This is a genomic window from Sphingomonas montana, assembly GCF_001956315.1.
GTDB classification, from domain to species: Bacteria; Pseudomonadota; Alphaproteobacteria; order Sphingomonadales; family Sphingomonadaceae; genus Sphingomonas_R; species Sphingomonas_R montana.
In genome coordinates, this window is sequence record NZ_KV887143.1 from 103,111 (window position 1) to 122,876 (window position 19,766).

At 66.7% G+C, this 19,766-nt stretch carries 15 protein-coding genes; 9 read left to right on the plus strand and 6 right to left on the minus strand.

The features are described 5' to 3' along the window. From gloB to BKY59_RS03995, 5 genes are all read right to left on the minus strand, one after another. Entirely contained in the window at positions 1 to 729 is a 729-nt protein-coding gene (gene gloB, locus BKY59_RS03975; protein ID WP_076068800.1) for a hydroxyacylglutathione hydrolase, read from the minus strand. Between the two features lies 1 nt (position 730). After that, positions 731 to 1,144 carry a VOC family protein gene (locus BKY59_RS03980; protein ID WP_076068801.1) on the minus strand — a complete coding sequence of 138 codons (414 nt, stop codon included), beginning with the start codon at positions 1,142 to 1,144 and terminating at the stop codon, positions 731 to 733. A 60-nt stretch (positions 1,145 to 1,204) separates the two neighbouring features. Then, positions 1,205 to 1,861 (minus strand): tetratricopeptide repeat protein, encoded by a 657-nt coding sequence (locus BKY59_RS03985; RefSeq protein WP_129586187.1) that lies wholly within the window; start codon positions 1,859 to 1,861, stop codon positions 1,205 to 1,207. Continuing rightward, positions 1,858 to 2,586 carry an alpha/beta fold hydrolase gene (locus BKY59_RS03990; protein WP_076068802.1) on the minus strand — a complete coding sequence of 243 codons (729 nt, stop codon included), beginning with the start codon at positions 2,584 to 2,586 and terminating at the stop codon, positions 1,858 to 1,860. The genes BKY59_RS03985 and BKY59_RS03990 overlap by 4 nt, the downstream gene beginning before the upstream one ends. Before the next feature lie 84 nt (positions 2,587 to 2,670). Then, positions 2,671 to 3,981 carry a dicarboxylate/amino acid:cation symporter gene (locus tag BKY59_RS03995; RefSeq protein ID WP_076068803.1) on the minus strand — a complete coding sequence of 437 codons (1,311 nt, stop codon included), beginning with the start codon at positions 3,979 to 3,981 and terminating at the stop codon, positions 2,671 to 2,673. 109 nt (positions 3,982 to 4,090) lie between these two features. Between BKY59_RS03995 and BKY59_RS04000 the strand changes: the two genes are divergently transcribed. From BKY59_RS04000 to BKY59_RS04040, 9 genes are all read left to right on the plus strand, one after another. Continuing rightward, positions 4,091 to 4,783, plus strand: coding sequence for a hypothetical protein (locus BKY59_RS04000; protein WP_076068804.1), 693 nt, complete (start codon positions 4,091 to 4,093; stop codon positions 4,781 to 4,783). 47 nt (positions 4,784 to 4,830) lie between these two features. Continuing rightward, positions 4,831 to 6,822, plus strand: coding sequence for a threonine--tRNA ligase (gene thrS / locus BKY59_RS04005; protein ID WP_076068805.1), 1,992 nt, complete (start codon positions 4,831 to 4,833; stop codon positions 6,820 to 6,822). Between the two features lie 122 nt (positions 6,823 to 6,944). Next, positions 6,945 to 8,303: an MATE family efflux transporter gene (locus BKY59_RS04010; RefSeq protein ID WP_076068806.1), complete on the plus strand. Its 1,359-nt coding sequence runs from the start codon at positions 6,945 to 6,947 to the stop codon at positions 8,301 to 8,303. Next, positions 8,300 to 10,054 (plus strand): aminodeoxychorismate synthase component I, encoded by a 1,755-nt coding sequence (gene pabB, locus BKY59_RS04015; protein ID WP_076068807.1) that lies wholly within the window; start codon positions 8,300 to 8,302, stop codon positions 10,052 to 10,054. Before BKY59_RS04010 ends, pabB begins: the two co-directional genes overlap by 4 nt. 64 nt (positions 10,055 to 10,118) lie before the next feature. Continuing rightward, complete coding sequence (locus BKY59_RS04020) at positions 10,119 to 11,321, plus strand: pyridoxal phosphate-dependent aminotransferase (RefSeq protein ID WP_076068808.1); 1,203 nt, start codon at positions 10,119 to 10,121, stop codon at positions 11,319 to 11,321. Positions 11,322 to 11,462: 141 nt separating this feature from the next. Then, positions 11,463 to 12,155 carry a peptide-methionine (S)-S-oxide reductase MsrA gene (msrA, locus tag BKY59_RS04025; protein ID WP_076068809.1) on the plus strand — a complete coding sequence of 231 codons (693 nt, stop codon included), beginning with the start codon at positions 11,463 to 11,465 and terminating at the stop codon, positions 12,153 to 12,155. Between the two features lie 55 nt (positions 12,156 to 12,210). Next, positions 12,211 to 13,002 (plus strand): SirB1 family protein, encoded by a 792-nt coding sequence (locus BKY59_RS04030; protein WP_076068810.1) that lies wholly within the window; start codon positions 12,211 to 12,213, stop codon positions 13,000 to 13,002. A gap of 113 nt (positions 13,003 to 13,115) precedes the next feature. Continuing rightward, positions 13,116 to 13,658 (plus strand): translation initiation factor IF-3, encoded by a 543-nt coding sequence (infC, locus tag BKY59_RS04035; protein ID WP_420822070.1) that lies wholly within the window; start codon positions 13,116 to 13,118, stop codon positions 13,656 to 13,658. Positions 13,659 to 13,938: 280 nt separating this feature from the next. Beyond that, the gene (locus tag BKY59_RS04040; RefSeq protein ID WP_083671877.1) at positions 13,939 to 16,821 is read left to right on the plus strand and encodes a TonB-dependent receptor; all 2,883 of its coding nucleotides are present in this window, start codon (positions 13,939 to 13,941) and stop codon (positions 16,819 to 16,821) included. Positions 16,822 to 16,919: 98 nt separating this feature from the next. On the opposite strand, the gene BKY59_RS04045 is transcribed toward BKY59_RS04040, so the two are convergent. After that, the gene (locus BKY59_RS04045; RefSeq protein ID WP_076068811.1) at positions 16,920 to 19,682 is read right to left on the minus strand and encodes a [protein-PII] uridylyltransferase; all 2,763 of its coding nucleotides are present in this window, start codon (positions 19,680 to 19,682) and stop codon (positions 16,920 to 16,922) included. Positions 19,683 to 19,766: the final 84 nt, after the last annotated feature.

Below are 19,766 nucleotides of genomic sequence, written 5' to 3' on the forward strand. Positions count from 1 at the left end.
CTATCCGCGGAATGTATCCTTGGCGGCGCGCAGCTGCGCCAGCTGCGCGACGTCTTTCGCCCGAACGAAGGGGTTGGTTGCCCGTTCCAGCGCCACGGTGGTCGGCAGCGTGGCAATCCCGTCCGCACGCAATCGTTCGATCGTCGCGGCGCGATCGCGGATGGCCATGTTGTCCGGTTCGGCGACCAGGGCATAGCGCGCGTTGGCCGCGCTATATTCGTGCGCCCCGTAGATCAGCGTTTCGTCCGGCAGAGCCGCGATCCGACCGAGCGCCGCATGCATCTGTGCCGGCGTGCCTTCGAACAGGCGGCCGCAGCCCATCGCAAAGACGACATCGCCCGAAAACAGCATGGCGGGGTCGGCGAAATGATAGGCGATATGGCCGGCCGTGTGTGCCGGGACGGCCAGTACGCACGCTTCAACTTCACCGATTGTAACGCGATCTCCTTCCGCCACGGTGCGGTCAAGCGTCGGAATACGATCCGCCTCCGCTGCCGGACCGGTGATGGTACAGCCAGTCGCCGCCTTGATCGTGGCATTGCCGCCCACATGGTCGGCATGCCAGTGGGTGTTCCATATCTGGCCGATCGTCCAGCCGCGGGCGGCGGCGGCGGTCAGCACCGGCTCGGCCTCGCCTGGGTCGATCACGACCGTGTCGCCGGCGACATCGTCATGCAGGATCCAGACATAATTATCGGACAGCACGGGGACGTAGGCGACCTGGATCATGTTACCAGCTGCCGCTGTTGGGCATCGACGACCATGGTTCCTGCGGGGGCAGGCTGCCGTCCTGGAGAAGTTCGATCGAGATGCCGTCGGGCGTCTTCACAAATGCCATGTGGCCGTCGCGCGGCGGACGGTTGATCGTCACGCCGGCCTCCATCAGCGTCTGGCAGGTCGCGTAGATATCATCGACGCGGTACGCCAGGTGACCGAAATTGCGCCCGCCGGAATAGTCCTCCGGATCCCAATTATGGGTCAGTTCGACCTGAGCATCCTCTTGGCCCGGCGGCGCCATGAAGATCAGCGTGTAGCGGCCCGCTTCATTCTCCATCCGCTTGACCTCTTTCAGGCCGAGCAGCTCGAAGAAACGGATCGTGGCGGCGGGGTCGGTGACCCGGATCATGGTGTGGAGGTATCGCATGCCCACAATCTAGGCGTGATCGTGCAGGGTGCAATGCCGCGCCATTGGCCGCTGCGTCGCCTAGCGGCCGTTCGGCGACACCGGTTTAGTCGGCATCGCGGCGATGCGGGCCGCTTCCTCGGTAATCTCGGGCGCGCGGGGATCGCGGGTGCGTGCCTCCGCCAGATCGCGCACCGCACGGCGCACGTCACCCTGCCGCCTGGCAAGCGCGGCGGACAGCAGCCAGACGAGCGGGTCGGCGGGGACCAGCTTCAGCGCCTGATCGAGGTCGATCCGGGCGGCGGGGAGGTCGTTCAACGCGACACCGGCGCGTGCCCGGTCGAGATAGGCCTCGCCGCGCAGGATGTCGGTCAGCACCGGCAGGGCGAGTGCCTTGTCCAGGTCGGACCGTGCCCTGGCGGGATCGTCCCCCGCCAGGGCTGCGTTCGCCGCCTGTACCCAGAGCGACGCGGCCCGGCCGTCGTGGACGGACTCCGCCTGCGTCGCGGCCTGCGCGAAGGCGATCTCGGCCGGTGCCCAGCGTTCCTGCGCGACATAGCCGAGGCCCAGGCAAAGCCGGGCGGGCACGCCGCCATTGGCCGCTACCCAGCGCTCGCCCTCCGCCACCGCGGCTGCGGCGTCGGTCTTTGCCAGCGCGGTGCAGGCGTCGAACCGTTGGGCGGGGAGGGTCGCAGGAACGGCGGGGCCGGCCTGCAGCAGAAGGAATAGCGCGATCATGACATGTCCAGCAGCCGGGCGACCGTCGCGATCAGCAGGGCGATATCCTGCGGTCGCGACAGCCGGTGATCGCCGTCCTTGACGAGGGTCGTCTGCACGTCGGCTGAACGCAGCGTGTCGGCCAGGCGCAGCGAGATGGCGAACGGCACGTCGCGGTCGGCCTGTCCGTGCAGCAGCCGGACGGGCTTATCGATGCCGATCGGGGCGTCGAGAAGCCGGGAGGCCTGGCCGCTTTCCCAGAAGCAGTGAGTGATGACCATCGGATCGCCATAGTCGGACGGTTCGACGAAGCGACCCTCGCGCGCCATGATCGCGCAGGCAGCGTCGTCATAGCCCCATGCGGTGAAATCTGGCGCGGCGGCGATGCCGATCAGGCCGGCGATCCGGTCGGGCCGGACGAGCGCGACGAGCAGCATGAGCCAGCCGCCCATCGAGGACCCGACGAGCAGGACGGGGCCGTCCACGACCGTGTCGATCAGGGCGAGGACGTCGTCGCGCCAGTCGGTGAGCGTCTGGTCCTCGAACGCGCCCGCGCTGGCGCCGCAGCCGGCATAGTCGAGGCGTAGCATCGCCCGGCCGATGCCGGCGGCCCACGCGTCGAGCGCGAGAGCCTTGGACCCGGTCATGTCGGAGGCATAGCCGGGGAGGAAGACGATCGTCGGGCCGGTGCCGCGTCGGTGATGGTAGCTGAGCGCGGGGCGGTTGGGGCGGGTGTGGGTTGGCATGCGTGGGGTGTAGCATGGAATATGTGCTGAGGGTGGGGTGGGGTGTTGCGCCTGGTCCCCGGCCTGCGCCGGGGAGCAGACTGCTCAGGCGTGCGGGTCGATATCCAAGCCCGCGCGGCCGGCGGTTGCGGTGCGGGTCGGCGCGTGGGGCGGCTCGATCTCGGCGGGTTCGCGGACTTCCAGCTGGCCTTCCCACTTCGCCACCACGACGGTCGCGATCGCGTTGCCGACGACGTTGGTGCCCGAACGGCCCATGTCGAGAAACTGGTCGACCGCCAGGATCAGGATCAGCCCGGCCTCCGGAATGCCGAAATTGCCCATGACGGCGGAGATCACGACAAGGCTGGCGCGCGGCACGCCGGCCATGCCCTTCGACGTGATCATCAGGATCAGCACCATCGTGATCTGCTGCCCCACCGAAATGTCGATGCCGTAGAGCTGCGCGATGAACAGGCTGGCGAAGGTCATGTACATCATCGACCCGTCCAGATTGAACGAGTAGCCGAGCGGCAGCACGAAGCTGGCGATCCGCCGCGGCACGCCGAACCGGTCGAGCGCCTCCAGCGTGCGGGGATAGGCGGCCTCCGACGACGCGGTCGAAAAGGCGAGCAGGATCGGTTCGCGAATGTAGCGGATCAGCAGGGTGATGCGCGGCCCGATGAACAGGAACGCGGCCAGGAAGAGCACCAGCCACAGGACCGCGAGGCCGAGATAGAAGCTGCCGATGAACTTGCCGAACGTCAGCAGGATTTCCAGCCCGTTGACCGCGACGGCATGGGTGATCGCTGCGAACACCGCCAGCGGGGCCGCGCGCATCACATAGTCGGTGATCTGCAGCATCAGCGCGACCAGCGACTCCATGCCGCGGACGATCGGCGACGCCTTTTCCCCGATCGCGGTGAGTGCCACGCCGACGAACAGCGCGAACACGACGATCGGCAGAATGTCGTTCTTCGCCATTGCATCGAAGATCGAGGTCGGGACGATGTGCGTCAGGAACTCGTGAAGATTGAACGCCTTGGTATCCAGGCCGAGCGATTCGGAAACCGGCGGGAGCGGCAGCGACAATCCGCGGCCCGGCCCGAGCAGGTTTACCAGGATCAGCCCGAGGGTCAGCGAAACGACCGTGGCCGACAGGAACCACGCCATCGTCTTCGCCCCGATCCGACCGAGCGCCGCGGTGTCGCCCATATGCGCGATGCCGACGACGAGCGTCGAGAAGACCAGTGGCGCGATGATCATCTTGATCAGGCGCAGGAAGATGTCGGTGACGATCGTGAAGCCGTCGGTCGCACCCTTGATGTCGGCGGGAGCGATCGCCTTGTTGAGCACGAACCCCACGACGATGCCGAGCACCATGCCGATCAGGATGTAGAGGGTAAGGCGTTTCGCCAAGACGATGCTCCGGATGATGTCGAACGGGTTAGAGCGGGAAAGGCGGCATCCGGTCAAGTTCCACGGAGGCGTAGCGGGAACCGCAGCAGTCGCGATGCGTCGAACCGCCATGATCGCACTGTCCCTGCTGGCCGCCACCACGATGATCGCAGCGCCCGACCCCCGGCCCGGATGGTTCCTGTGCGATGCGGTCGATCAACCGATTGCCGCCCTGGTCGGCCGGGTCGATCGCGGTCGGAGCAGTATCAGCATGGTTTCACGTGGAACGGGCAACGTCGTGACGCGGCAATATGGCGTCGGGGCGGGTGAGGCGGGGATGAGCCAGGTCCATTATCCGCTGACGCTGGCGGGTCGTCCGGCCGGCGATATTCGGTATGTGCAGCCGGCGGTGCTGGCCGATCCCGCGGCGGCACGGACGCCCACCTTCTCGTCCGTGACGCTGAACGGGCGGACGCTCGGCTGTCGCTGGGCGGCCAATACAGTTTTCATGGGGCTGGATGCCCGACGCAGCATCCTGGTGACGCAGGACGGCGGCCATATCGTCTATCGCAGTTTCGATGCGATGCGGCGCGGCCCGGTGGTCGAGGGCGCGGGGTTCGGGCGGAGCAATGCCGCCACGCTTACAATCGTCGGGGGCGTGCGGGCGCGTGTCGGACGGATCACGCGGTTCCGGTTCCTGAACGCCGGCTATCGCTACGACGTCCTGGTGCCGGATACGGGCGCGGCCCGTGTGTCGGTCAGCCGTGGCGGGCGGGTTATCCAGACCGAGACGTTGCTGGGATACACGCTCGCAAAACCCTGACAGTCCTGGCTTGCCCCCCGTCGCCGCGCTGGCGCATAAGCCCGGCCATGACACAGATGTTTCGGATCACCCTTCCCGACGGCTCGTTGCGTGAGGTGCCGGCCGGCACGACCCCGGCCGATATCGCCGCGGCGATTGGGCCCGGCCTGGCCAAGGCGGCGATCGCCGCGCGCGTCAACGGGGCGGTGCGCGATATCATACGGCCGTTCGACGGCGACGCGCAGCTCGCGCTGATCACCGCGAAGGACGAGAAGGACGCGCTGGAACTGGTGCGCCACGATCTGGCGCATGTGATGGCGGAGGCGGTGCAGCATCTGTTCCCCGGCACGCAGATCACGTTCGGCCCGGCGACCGACGACGGTTTCTATTACGACTTCGCGCCGAAGGACCGGCCGTTTACCGAAGAGGACCTGCCCGCGATCGAGGCGGAGATGCGGGCGATCATCGCGCGCAACGAGCCGTTCGTGCGCGAGGTGTGGAGCCGGCAGCAGCTGATCGACCGCTGGACCGCGCAGGGCGAGACGTTCAAGGCCGAATGGGCCGCCGAGCTTCCGCAAGGCGAGGAACTGACGATCTATCGCCAGGGGGCGTGGCTCGACATGTGCCGCGGGCCGCACATGGTGTCGACGGGCAAGCTCGACCCCGCGGCGTTCAAGCTGACCCGCGTGTCGGGCGCATACTGGCGCGGCGACCAGAAGAACGCGATGCTGAGCCGGATCTACGGCACCGGTTGGCTGAACAAGAAGCAGCTCGACGCGCACATGACGCGGATCGAGGAAGCGGCCAAGCGCGACCATCGGCGCATTGGGCAGGAGATGGACCTGTTCCACCTGCAGTCCGAAGCGCAGGGATCCGTGTTCTGGCATCCCAACGGCTATCTGCTCTGGCGTCAGCTGGAGGCCTATATGCGTCGCCGGCTGGATGCGGCGGGCTATGCCGAGGTGAAGACGCCGCAGCTGATGGACGCGCGCCAGTGGGAGGCGTCCGGCCATTGGGGCAAGTATCGCGAGAACATGTTCGTGGTGCCGGACGAGGTGCCGAACACCGAGGACGAGGGTCCGGTGCTGACCGGCGAGGGCGACCTGATGGCGCTGAAGCCGATGAACTGCCCGGCGCATGTGCTGATCTTCCGCCAGGGGATCAAATCGTACCGCGACCTGCCGATGCGGCTGGCGGAGTTCGGCTGCTGCCACCGCAACGAGCCGCACGGCGCGCTGCACGGCATCATGCGCGTGCGGCAGTTCACGCAGGACGATGCGCATATCTTCTGCCGCGAGGATCAGATCGTCGAGGAGGTGCGGCTGTTCTGTGACCTGCTCGACACGGTCTACAAGGATCTTGGCTTCGACAGCTATGCGATCAAGCTTGCGCTGCGGCCGGACAAGCGGTTCGGGACCGAGGAGATGTGGGACCGTGCGGAGGGCAATCTGCGCGATGCGGTGCGCGCCGCTGGCCGGGCCGGGCCGGAATATGGCTGGGAGGAACTGCCGAACGAAGGCGCGTTCTATTCGCCGAAGCTGGAATTCCACCTGACCGACGCGATCGGGCGGACGTGGCAGTGCGGAACGATCCAGCTGGACTATGTCCTGCCCGAGCGGTTGGACGCGAGCTATATCGGCGAGGATGGCGAGCGGCACCGGCCGGTGATGCTGCACCGCGCGATCCTGGGGACGTTCGAACGGTTCCTAGGCATCCTGATCGAGCATCATGCCGGGCGCTTCCCGCTCTGGCTGGCACCGGTGCAGGCGGTGGTGGCGACGATCGTGTCTGACGCCGACGACTACGCCGGCGAAGTGATGAAGCAGCTGGCGGCGGCCGGACTGCGCGCGGACCGTGACGTGCGCAACGAAAAGATCAACTACAAGGTGCGCGAACACAGCCTGGCCAAGGTGCCGGTGCTGCTGGTGGTCGGCAAGCGCGAGGCGGAGGAAGGCACCGTCGCGATTCGCCGGCTGGGCAGCCAGGCGCAGACGATGATGAAGCTGGAAGACGCGATCGCGACGTTGCGTGCGGAGGCGCGCGCACCGGACCTGGTTTGAGGAGAGGGCCGGCACCTTGCGAGTGTCGCCCTGATGGACGTCAGGGTTGGCGGTGCTGGGGCGTAATGTCGCTGATACAACGCCGGGGTGACGATCCGACCTGCGCTGGTTAAGGCGGTCTCATGTCGTCGCCCGTCATCACCGAGATCCGCGCCACGCTGGCACTGGCCGCACCATTGGTGCTGACCAACGTGGCGCAGGCGGCGATCAACGCGACCGATGTCGCGCTGCTCGGACTCGTCGGCCCCGATACGCTCGCCGCCGGTGCGCTGGGCGTGAACCTCATCACCGCCTGCCTGTTCTTCGGGACGGGCGTGGTGACCGCGTCGTCGCCGATGCTGTCGCGGGCGCTGGGCGCGCGACCACATGCGGTGCGCGACGTACGGCGTACCGTGCGGCAGGCCCTGTGGTCCGCGGTCGTGCTGGCGGTGCCGTTCTGGCTGATCCTGTGGCATGCCGGCGCGATCCTGGTCGCGTTCGGGCAGGACCCGGCGCTGTCGCGTGCGGCGCAGGGGTTCGTCCGCGCGACGATGTGGGGCCTGCTGCCCGCCTACGGCTTTCTGGTGTTGCGCAGTTTCATGGCGGCGGTCGGCCGGCCGGGGTGGACGCTCGTCATCGCGGCGCTGGCGGTGCTCGTCAATGCCGGTATCAATGCGGTGCTGATCTTCGGCGCGATCGGCATCCCGCCGCTCGGGCTGGTGGGCGCGGGGATCGGCAGCGCGATCGCGAACACGCTGATGTTCGGCGGACTGGCGGCGGTGACGGTGGTGGACCGCCGCTTCCGGCGATACCGCCTGTTCGGGCGGTGGTGGCGCAGCGACTGGTCACGGTTCACGCAGCTGTGGCGGCTCGGCCTGCCGATCGCGGTGACGTTGACGCTGGAGGTAACGGTGTTCAACGCGGCGGTGTTCCTGATGGGGTTGCTGGGCACCGCGTCGCTTGCGGCGCATGCCATCGCGATCCAGATCGCCGCGCTGTCGTTCATGGTGCCGCTGGGGATGGCGCAGGCGGTGACAGTACGCGTGGGGCTGGCGAGCGGACGCGGCGACCGGGCCGCGGTCGCGCGCGCTGGCTGGACGACGTTCGGGCTGACGACGGGCTTCATGTGCCTGATGGCGGCGGTGCTGCTGGCAGTGCCGCGGCTGCTGGTGTCCGCGTTTCTGGACGTGGGCGACCCGGCCAATGCGGAGGTCGTGACGCTGGCGGTCTCGTTCCTGGCGATCGCCGCGCTGTTCCAGGTGGTCGATGGTGCGCAGGCGGTCGGGGCCGGCATGCTGCGCGGATTGCACGATACCGCATGGCCGATGGCGTTCGCGCTGTTCGGATATTGGGTGATCGGGCTCGGCGTGGGGGTGTGGCTCGGCTTCCACCAGCAGATGGGCGGGATGGGCGTGTGGATCGGGCTGGCCAGCGGACTGGCGGTGGTAGCCGTGCTGATGATGGTGCGCTGGGCCCGCCGCGAAACGCTGGGGCTGGCATGATCGACAGGCCGTCCGCCCCGTTCGTACTCATCGACGATCAGCGGCCGGATGGCGTCGCGATGCTGTATCGCGATCCGGTGCGGGTGCTGCAGGCGGACCGGGCGGCAGATGTCGCGGCGTTGCTCGGCGAACTACGTCTGGCACGGGATGCGGGGCTGCACGCGGCGGGGTATCTTGCCTATGGTGCCGGCGCGGCGCTGGAACCCAAGCTGGCCGCGGCCGGCGATGCTGGCATGCCGCTCGGTTGGTTCGGGCTGTTCGCAGCGGTCGATGCGGTGGTGGCGACGGACTGGTTGCCCGATCCGGCCGGGGCCGCGACCGGGCCGGTCGTGCCGCGGATCGATTTCGCCGCCTATGCCGGTGCATTCGGCCATGTCCAGGCGGCGATCGCGGCGGGCGATATCTACCAGGCGAACCTGACCTTTCCGGCGGACATCGCCGTGGCGGGCGATCCGTGCGCGTTGTACGCCCGGCTGCGCGCCGCGGCGGCCGGCGGCTGGGGTGCGCTGCTGTGGGACGGGGCGCGTCACCTGCTGTCCTGTTCGCCCGAACTGTTCTTCACGGTGGCCGGCGACCGGCTGACCGCGCGGCCGATGAAGGGCACCGCAACACGCGGGGCCGATGCCGCCGCAGATGCCGCCGCGAAACATGCGCTGGCGACCGACCCCAAGCAACGGGCCGAAAACCTGATGATCGTCGACTTGCTGCGCAACGACATGGCGCGAGTGGCGGTGGCGGGCAGCGTGGCGGTGCCCGACCTGTTCACGGTTGAAACCTATCCCACGATCCATCAGATGACCTCCACCGTCACCGCGACGCTGAAGCCCGGCCAGAGTGGAGTCGACGTACTGGCCGCGACATTTCCATGCGGATCGGTGACCGGCGCGCCCAAGATTCGGGCGATGGAAATCATCGCTGCAACCGAACCCTGGCCCCGCGGCGTATATACCGGGACGATCGGGCGGATCGCGGCAGATGGCGACGCGGCGTTCAACGTGGCGATCCGGACGTTGCGGGTCGAAGCGGGAACGGGGATCGCGACGATGGGGCTGGGATCGGGGATCGTCGCGGATTCGGACCTTCATGCCGAATGGGCGGAGGCGCAGGCCAAGGCGCGCTTCGTCGGCACCGGCGCACGACCGTTCGACCTGATCGAAACGATGCGGTTCGATCCTATGGAAGGGCTGTGCGATCTGGACCGCCACATGGCGCGGCTGGAACGATCGGCGGCGGCGCTGGGATTTGGGTTCGATCGGCATGATGTGCGCAACGAATTGCAGGCGGCGACCTTCCGGCTGCGGACCGGCGCGCGCGTCCGGCTGATGCTGGCACGGTCGGGGGCGATGGCAATCGAGGCGCGCGCCCTGCCGCCGGTGCCGGACGGACCGGTCGACGTGACGATCGTCCCGCTGCCGGTCGATCCACGCGATTTCCGGCTGATGCACAAGACCAGCGATCGCGGTTTCTACGATGCGGCCCGCGCCGCGGCGGGCACGTGGGAAGTGCTGTTCGAGGCACCCGACGGCCGTTTGACGGAAGGCAGTTTCACCAGCCTGTTCGTCGGGGACGGCCCGATGCGGACGCCCGCGCTGGATGCGGGCCTGTTGCCCGGGGTGCTGCGACAGCGGCTGATCGCCGAGGGGCGGGCGGTCGCGGCGGACCTGACCCGCGACGACCTGCGCAACGGATTCCGCGTCGGCAATGCGGTCCGCGGGTTGATCGTTGCGCGTCTGGCCGCATCGGCAGGTTGAAAGCTGCGCCCCCAGCGGCTATCGCGCCCCCGCCGGACGCCCCGGCACGCAAAGGCCCCCTTACATGACCCAGACCTCCGCCAGTCTCGACCGCATCACGCCATCGGCGACGCTGGCCATGACGAGCCGCGTGCTGGACCTGAAGGCGCAGGGGATCGACGTGATCGGCCTGGGCGCCGGCGAACCCGATTTCGACACGCCCGATTTCGTGAAGGACGCCGCGATCGCCGCGATCCGGGCGGGCAAGACCAAATATACCAATGTCGATGGCACGGCCGAACTGAAGGCCGCGATCGCCGCCAAGTTCCTGCGCGACAACGACCTGACCTATGCGCCCAGCCAGATCAGCGTGAATGTCGGCGGCAAGCACACGCTGTTCAACGCGCTGGTCGCGACGGTGGGTGCCGGGGACGAGGTCGTGATCCCGGCGCCTTATTGGGTGAGCTACCCCGATATCGTCCAGTTCGCGGGCGGCACGCCGGTGATCGTCGCGGCCGGCGCGGACCAGCAGTACAAGGTGACGCCCGAACAGGTCGAGGCCGCGATCACGCCGCGGACGAAGTGGGTGATCCTGAACTCGCCGTCCAACCCGACCGGTGCGGCGTACACCGCGGACGAGCTGGAAGCCCTGGGCGCGATGTTCCGCCGCCATCCGCATGTTATGATCCTAGCCGACGATATGTACGAACATATCGTCTATGACGGGTTCCGGTTCGCGACGATCGCGCAGGTCTGCCCCGATCTGTACGATCGGACGCTGACGATGAACGGTTGTTCCAAGGCCTATGCGATGACCGGCTGGCGGATCGGTTTTGCCGGCGGGCCGCTGTGGCTGATCAAGGCGATGGCCAAGCTGCAGTCGCAATCCACGTCCAACCCCTGCTCGATCGCGCAGGCGGCGGCGGTGGCGGCGCTGAACGGCCCGCAGGATTTTTTGGCCGAACGCAACGACGCGTTCAAGCGACGGCGCGACCTGGTGGTCGGGTTGCTGAATGCGATCCCGGGTATCAGCTGCCCGACGCCGGAGGGAGCGTTCTACGTCTATCCCGACGTGTCCGGCCTGATCGGCAAGACGATGCCGAAGGGTGGCGTGATCGCCAACGACGAACAGCTGGTCACCTATCTGCTGGACGAGGCGCGGGTGGCGGCGGTGCATGGTGGCGCGTTCGGCCTGGAACCTGCATTCCGGATCAGTTACGCCACGTCGGAGGCGTTGCTGACCGAAGCCTGCGCCCGGATCGCCAAGGCGTGCGCCGCGCTGGTCTAGAACATCTGCCGATCGGCGCTGGAGACCATTGCGGACACGGTGTCGACACCTGTCCGCTGGCGTACCGGACCTTGCAACTTCACGCCCTGTTCCCGACGTATCTCTCCGCGTACCTTGCTGCGCGATAAGAGGCCGTCCGAAATGTCCATCCGATCATCCGTCATTGCCGCCACTGCCGCCGGGCTGATCGCGGTCGGCATGCTCAGCACCGTATCGGCGGCATCCGCCGAGGTCGCGGTACGGGCGCCCGCTCCGGCAGTCGACCCCGCGACCGGGGGTATGCAGACCGCCGTCTTCGCCGGGGGCTGCTTCTGGGGCGTGCAGGGCGTGTACCAGCGCGTCAAGGGCGTCACTTCGGCAGTTTCGGGTTACGCCAACGGTGCGCGTGGGACAGCGAACTATGACAGCGTATCGGGCGGCGACACCGGGCATGCCGAAGCGGTGCGAGTGACCTATGACCCGCGGGTGGTCAGCTACGGCAAGCTGTTGCAGATCTATTTCTCGGTCGTGGCCGATCCGACGCGGTTGAACGCACAGGGCCCGGATCACGGCACGCAATATCGGTCCGCTCTGATGCCGACCACGCCGGCCCAGGCGCAGGTTGCGCGCGCCTACATCGCGCAACTGGGCCGTTCGGGTGTCTGGAAGCGGCCGATCGTCACCCGGATCGAGCCGGTGCGCGGGTTCTACCCGGCCGAGGCCTATCATCAGGATTATCTGGTGAACAATCCGATGTCGCCGTACATCCGCATCAACGACCTGCCGAAGGTGAAGGCGCTGCAAAGCTTCTACCCGACGCTGACGCGGGCACGGCCGGTACTGGTCCGCAGCTGATCGGTTTCGGGTGGCACCGCTTGGTTAAGCGGTAAAGACCGCCCATCTTGGGTCTATGAATACCGATATCATGCATCTCGGCTTGGTCGATGACGAAGCGATCGCGCTCGACCTGGCGGCACTCGACCTGGCCGCACTCGACCATCCCGGTGTCGATCTGGACCCGGCGATCGAAATGCTGGCGACGATCAGCGATCGGCTCCGCACGGTCGCCGGGCAGGCCAATGATGCCACGGACCGCGTCGCTGCCCTGACGGAGGTCGTTGCCGGTACGTTCGGCTTCAGCGGAGATCGCGAGACGTATGACGACCCGGCCAATGCGGACATGATCCGCGTGTTGGACCGGCGTCGCGGCCTGCCCGTCAGCCTGTCGATCCTGTACGTGGCGGCCGCACGCCGACTCGGCTGGACAGCCGATGCGCTCGATATTCCCGGGCATGTGCTGGTGCGGGTCGGCGGCGACGGCACGCCGGTGCTGATCGACCCGTTTCGCGACGGCATGGTGGTCGGCATCACGGCGTTGGCCGCGCTGCTGGAGCGCGGCGATGCCGGGTCGGTCGCGCCGATGTCGAACCGGTCGATACTGGTGCGCCTGCTGCTGAACCAGGCGATGCGAGCGGAACAGGCAGGGGAGGCGGGCCGTGCGCTGACGCTGTTCGAGCGGATGACCATCATCGCGCCCGGTGCCGGGCATGCCTGGTGGGAGCGGGCAAGACTGGAACTGGCCGGTGGGCGCGTCACCGCCGCGCGGTCCAGCCTCAGCGCGATGCTGGAGATGACCCGCGATCCGCAACGCCGCGGCCAGATTGCGGATGCACTCGCGGCGCTTGCCGGGGCCGACCGGTAGGATCACCGATCGTCGTCGCATCTGTTGACGGCGGACCCTTTCGCAAACACCCGAAATCGCCTATATCATGTCCGTAGACGAACGGTCCGACAGGAGAAACGACCATACCCCCGATGATGCCCCGCCGCGGTTTCGCGCCGACGCCGTCCCCGCTGAACGGCCCTCGCTTCAACGAATTCATCCAGAGCCAGAAGGTCCGGGTGATCGATGAGAATGGCGAGAATCTGGGCGTAATGTTCACGCGCGAAGCGATGGAGCAGGCACGCGAGGTGGGTCTGGACCTGGTCGAGGTGTCGCCGAACGCCGATCCGCCCGTCGCCAAGTTCCTGGACGTTGGCAAGTTCAAGTACGAGACGCAGAAGAAGGCCAACCTCGCCCGCAAGAGCCAGAAGACGCAGGAGATCAAGGAGATCAAGATGCGTCCGAACATCGACGATCATGATTATGATACGAAGATGAAGAAGCTCAACGAGTTCATCGACGAGGGTGACAAGGTCAAGGTTACCCTGCGGTTCCGCGGACGCGAACTTGCCCATGGCCAGCTGGGCATGAACCTCTTGCGCCGGGTGCAGGACGATGTGCTCGAAACCGCGAAGGTGGAACAGCATCCCCGCATGGAAGGCCGTCAGATGCTGATGGTGCTGTCGCCCAAGTAACGACTCGGTTCCATCCGGTCCGTCAGAGCCGTCCGCCCCAAGTCCGGGGCGGGCGGCTTTTTTGCAACTGCGACATGTCAGGCGTGGCTCAGACGCTACGTTATCGTGGCGACGCGGACCCGACATGCTGCATTTGCGAGCTTTTTCCCGTCGTCCGTCTGTTGCGAAAAGGGCGCAAAACGGCGTTTTATCAGGCTTTCACGCGCTTTCGGCTGGCGCGGCAGAATGGATCGCTTTACGTTCACGGCAACACATAACAAAAAGTGTTCGGGAGAAGATGATGCGTAAAGCCCTGTGGCTGCTGTCCACCTGTATCGTCGCCATATCTGCGCCGGCCGTCGCGCAGGACAATAGCGGCATGGCACCGGCAAGCCCGGCCAACACGACCCGCCCCGTCGGCACCGGTACGGAGGCCGGCGCGGTCCAGTCCGGCGGCACGGCCGGTGCGATCGTTCCCGCCGGCCCGGCGTCCCCCGCCGCCGGCGCGAGCGACCCGAACAGTCCGGATTACGACCCCAGCACGATTGTCATTACTGCCACCCGGCGCGCCAGCCCGTTGTCGGACGTGCCGATCGCGGTCACCGCGGTCACCGCGGCGTCGCTGCAGAACAGCGGCGCCACCGACATCCGGCAGCTGAACCAGCTTGCGCCCTCGCTGCTCGTGTCGTCGACCGGCAGCGAGGCCAACGGCTCCGCGCGTATCCGCGGCATCGGCACGGTGGGCGACAACCCGGGCCTGGAAAGCTCGGTCGCGGTGTTCATCGACGGCGTGTACCGCAGCCGGACCGGGTCCGGCCTGAACGAACTGGGCGAGATCGAGCGGGTCGAGGTGCTGCGCGGGCCGCAAGGTACGTTGTTCGGCCGCAACGCATCGGCCGGCCTCATCAACGTCGTGTCGAAGAAGCCGTCCTTCACGTCGGAAGGCTATGCCGAGGCGACGTACGGCAATTATGATTTCCTGCGCTTGGCGGGCGGCATCAGCGGCCCGATCGGCAAGACCGGCCTCGCCTACCGGCTGGACGGCATCTACGTCGAACGCGACGGATTTTACCGCAACGCGACGCAGGGCGGCGGCAGCGAGGCGCGGATCAACGATCGTGACCGCTACTTCGTCCGTGGCCAGCTGCTGTACGAACCGTCCGACGATTTCTCGGTCCGGTTGATCGGCGATTATTCGCGGCGCAACGAAAGCTGCTGCGGCGCGGTCTATATCGCGACCCGCGAAACCGTCGATCCGACCGCGAACCCCGCATCGACGATCGGGGGCGTCAACACGGACGGCGCCACCGTGCAGTCGGCGACCAACCGCATCGTCGATATCCTGAGCCATCCCTATTTCAACGCCAACGTCCCGACGCAGGCCAATCTGGATCCCTATAACCGCCGTGTCGCGCTGACGCCCGGCCGGACGTACCGGAACCTGACGACCGACTGGGGTGGTTCGGCGCAGTTCGACTGGGATCTCGGCCCAGGCACGCTGACGTCGATCACCGCGTACCGTCAATACAAGGCGGGCGGTGCGTCGGACGTCGACTACAACGCCGCCGACATTGCCTACCGCGCCGACGACGGCAATAATTTCCGGCGGTTCAAGACGTTCAGCCAGGAGGCGCGGTTCCAGGGATCGGCATTCGATGGCGTGCTCGATTTCCTGGTCGGCGGCTATTATTCGAACGAAAAGCTGCGCGTCGTCGACAATATCAAGTTCGGTACGCAATATGGCCAGTTCGCGGCCTGCCGGATCGTCGCGACGATCAATCCGGCCGGCGCGTTGCGGGCACCGGGGTCGCCCGGGTGCTTGAGCGGGGCAGGGCGTGCGACGCTGACGGGGGCGTTCGGTCAGGCGGCTCCCTTTCTGCTGCGCGGTATCGACAATCTCGGGACGATCAGCGACGCGGGCGACAACCGCGCCGTGTACAACCAGCGCAGCGAGAATTACGCCTTCTTCACGCATAACATCATCAACATCACCGACACGCTCAGCGTGACGCTGGGTGCGCGCTACACCAACGAAACCAAGAAGTTCGACGCGAATTTCGACAATAACAACACTATCTGCCCGACGCAGCAGACGTTGCTGGCGCCGTTCCTCGCCAACCCCGCATTGGGCGCGATCGCCGGCGGCATCGTGACGCTCAGCTGCCAGGGCAACAGCAGCCCGGCATTGAACGCGCTGAACCTGAACAGCGAGCGCAAGGAAGACGAGTTCACCGGTACGGGCGTCCTGTCGTGGAAGCCGGTGCCACGCGTGCTGACCTACGCGTCCTATTCGAAGGGCTACAAGGCCGGCGGGTTCAACCTCGACCGGTCGGCACTGGGCGGGCCCAGTGGCGTCTTCACCCCGCGGACCAACGCCGATGCGGACGGACTACAGTTCGAACCGGAAAAGGTCGACGCGTATGAAATCGGGCTGAAATACACCAGCCGTCACTTCAACCTGAACGTCGCGGCGTTCCGGCAGGAATTCAAGACGTTCCAGCTGAATACGTTCAACGGCTCGATCTTCATCGTGCAGAATATCGCGGCCTGCAAGACCAGCCTGGCCGGTGGCGATACGGACAACAGCCGGGCCACCGGCACATGCACCGGCGGCACGAAGGCCGGCGTGATCTCGCAGGGGGTCGAGGTGGAAGCCGCACTCTACCCCGCGCGTGATTTTCAGCTTTCGGCCGGCTACACCTATGCCGATACGCGTTACCGGCGAAACCTGGTCGGCAGTTCGAGCGGCGTGGCGCTGGACCCTGCGTTGTTCCTGCTGTCCGGCAACCAGATGTCCAATTCGCCCAAGAACGTCGTTACGGTGTCGGCCACCTGGACCCCGGAGCTGACGAGCAGTGGCATTCACGGGCTGGTCTACGCCGATACGCGCATGACGTCGGACTATAACACCGGATCCGACCTGTTCCCGGAAAAGGCGCAGGACGGGTTCGCGCTGGTCAATGCCCGCGTCGGCCTGCGTGGTCCGGCGTCAGCTTGGTCGCTGGAACTGTGGGGCCAGAATGTGTTCAACAAGCAGTATCAGCAGGTGGCGTTCAACGCGCCGTTCCAGGGCGCCAACAGCAGTGCCCAGACGCAGGCGTTCGGCGTGCCGGCCAACCAGCTGTTCGCCAGCTACCTTGCCGAACCGCGCACCTTCGGCGTGACCGCACGCACCAAGTTCTGACGATAGACCGGGGGGCGACATCGCCTCCCCCCACCAATACCATACCCCGGCCCGGACTTCCGTCTGCGCCGGGGTATTTCGTTCTGTTAAGGCGGGCCTCAGGCCACGGCGGCAAGCGACCCTTCGCCCTCGGCGGCGGCCAGCAGCAGCCGTTCCATGGTACGCAGCCGGGCGGGGGCGACGATCTTGTCCCCCACCAGATCGGTCAGATAGAACACATCGACCGCGCGTTCGCCGTAGGTGGCGATATGAGCCGAATGGATCGTGACCTTCGACTGGAAGAAGGCGTGGGCCAGCGCATTCAGCAAGGCAGGGCGATCGCGCGCATTGACCTCCACCACCGTATAGCGGTTCGACGCCTTGTTATCGACGATGACCTGCGGTTCGATCTCGAACGCCTCTGCCCGCGTTCGCGCCATCGGCTTGGCTGCCAACCGGTCCGCCAGCCGGCTGCGGTTGGCGAGCGCATCGGCGATGCCGGCGCTCAGCCGTTCCAGCCGGGACGGTTCGTCGAACGGCTGCCCGAACGGATCCTGGACCAGCAGATTGTCGAGCGCCATGCCGTCGCGCGTCGTGTGGATGCGCGCATCGATGATGTTCCCGCCGGCCAGATGCACCGCCCCCGCAATCCGGTAGAACAGCCCCGGATGGTCGCCCGCGTACACGGTGACCAGCGTTGCGCCGCGTTCGGGATCGGCGGTTGCGACGATCGACAGCGGAAGCTGCGCGGCGTCGGCACTTTCGACCAGCGCGGCGTTGCGCGCCACCACGTCGGCGGGTTCCGCGACCCAATAGGCGTCCGGCAGGCGGCGCGCATAGGTATCGAACGTCGCGTCGTCCCAGCCCAGTTCCGCGCGCAGCCGGGCCTGTTTCGCCTCGATTCGTTCGCCACGGCCCTTCTGCTTGTGGCCCAGGCGGAGCACTTCCTCGCCCGCTTCGTACAGGTCGGACAGCAACTGGCGTTTCCAGCTGTTCCAGACGCCGGGGCCGACCGCGCGGATATCGACGACGGTCAGCATCAGCAGCAGCCGCAGCCGTTCCGGGCTCTGCACCACGCCGGCGAAATCGAGGATCGTCTTGAAATCCGACAGGTCGCGCTTGAACGCGGTCGCCGACATCAGCAGGTGATGGCGCACCAGCCAGGCGACGGTCTGGGTCTCGGCCGGCGTCAGGCCGAAGCGCGGGCCGAGCTTTTCCGCGACTTCCGCCCCCAATATGCTGTGATCGCCGCGGCGGCCCTTGGCGATGTCGTGCAGGAATACCGCGACGTACAGCACGCGCCGCGAAACCAGCCGCGCGAACAATTCGGTCGCGATCGGGTGGTCGCCACCCAGGTCGCCCTTTTCGATCCGCGACAGCAGGCCGATGGCGCGCAGCGAATGTTCGTCCACCGTGTAATGATGGTACATGTCGAACTGCATCTGCGCCACGACACGCCCGAAATCGGGTACGAAGCGGCCGAGCACGCCCGCCTCGTTCATCCACCGCAGCACCGTTTCGGGATCGCGCGGGCTGGTCAATATGCCGAGGAACAGTGCATTGGCGCGCGGGTCCGCCCGCACGACATTGTCGATCAGCCGCGCGTCGCGCCCCGCCTGCCGCATGGCGAGCGGATGAATTTCCAGACCGTGGGCGTCGGCGACGGCGAACATCTCGATCAGGCGGACGGGATCGCCGATGAAATGATCGGGTTTAGGCAGCGCGATCCGCCCGCGATCCAGCGTGAACCCGTCGATCTGCCGCCGCCGCCGGATCGACGGCATGCCGAACCGTCGCCCGCGCCCGGCGAACGTTTCGTCCAGATGCGCCAGGAACACCGCCGTCAGGTCCCCCACCTGTTTGGCGGTCAGGAAATAATGCTGCATGAACCGTTCGACGCCCGAACGGCCGGGACGGTCGGCGTAGCGCATCCGCGTCGCCACCTCGCGCTGCACGTCGAACGTCAGCCGGTCCTCGGGACGGTTGCTCAGGATGTGGAGATGGCAGCGCACCGCCCACAGGAAATTTTCCGCGCGCTGGAAACGGCGCAGTTCCTCGCGCGTCAGCAGCCCCTTGTCGACCAGGTCGGGCAGTTCTCGCACGCGGTAGGCGAACTTGCCGATCCAGAACAGCGTATGGAGATCGCGCAGCCCGCCCTTGCCCTCCTTGATATTGGGTTCGACGACGTACCGGCTGTCGCCCATCCGGACGTGGCGCGTGTTGCGTTCGGCCAGCTTGTCCGTGACGAACGCGCGGGCGGCGGTGGATCCGTCGCGGATCTCACGGTCGAACCGGCGCGCGGCATCCTCGTACACGCCTGTATCGCCCCAGACGTAGCGCCCTTCGAGCAAGGCCGTCCGGATCGTCAGGTCACCCTTCGCCATCCGGATCATGTCGTCCAGCGACCGGCTGCTGTGGCCGATCTTCAGCCCCAGGTCCCAGAGCGTGTACAGCATCGATTCGATGATCTGTTCGCCCCACCCGGTCTGTTTGGACGGGGTCAGGAACGCGATGTCGATATCCGAATGAAGCGCCATTTCGCCGCGCCCATAACCGCCGACCGCGACCAGCGTCAGCCGTTCGCCGGAGGACGGATTGGCGTTCGGATACAGCGTCCGAACCGTGAAATCGCAGATCAGGCGGAGCAACTGATCGGTCAGATAGGCATAGCCGGCCGCGACTTCCCGCCCGCGACTGGGCTGGAGCGCCAGCCGCCCCGCCATTTCGGCGCGACCCCTGTCCAGCGCGGTCCGCAGGATCGCCACGGATGCGGCCCGCATCCGGATGGTATCGCCGGGCGGGATTGCCGCCAGCAGATCGGCGACGACGCGTCGATCGACGATCGTGCGGCGTTCGGGAAGGCTTTCGAAACGGGTGACCATGACGTTGCTGTAGCAGGCTGATCCTGAAAAAACGCTACCATCCGGCAAAGCGCGCGGGTGGTTTCGCAGGCCGACACGTTCTAA